Origin of the sequence: Mycobacterium sp. KBS0706 (assembly GCF_005938675.2) — a bacterium.
In the GTDB taxonomy this organism is placed as follows: Bacteria; Pseudomonadota; Alphaproteobacteria; order DSM-16000; family Inquilinaceae; genus Inquilinus.
Genome location: NZ_VCCH02000425.1, coordinates 1 through 264, shown reverse-complemented (window position 1 = coordinate 264; position 264 = coordinate 1). Strand labels below are relative to the sequence as shown.

Below are 264 nucleotides of genomic sequence, written 5' to 3'. Positions count from 1 at the left end.
GGTACGCGTGAGCTGACGGCCGCGTATCAGGCGGCTTCGTCGAGCTGGCGGAGAGGCCGCCAATTCCATGGCAGCAAGTCGTCGATCCGTTTGATCGGGTGATCGGCGATGCGGGCGATGACGTCGGCGAGATAGGCCTCGACGTCGAGGCCGTTCATCTTGGCGCTCTCGATGATGGTGTACATGGCCGCGGCCCGCCGGCCACCGGCGTCGCTGCCGGCGAAGGTCCAGTTCCGGCGCCCGAGAGCCAGGGGCCTGATAGCG

Annotated in this window: 1 protein-coding gene; it reads right to left on the bottom strand. The window is 67.8% G+C overall.

From position 1 onward, the window contains the following. Positions 1 to 26: 26 nt before the first annotated feature. Positions 27 to 264: transposase domain-containing protein (locus FFK22_RS42560; protein ID WP_143957085.1), on the bottom strand; the 238-nt coding region annotated here is incomplete at its 5' end.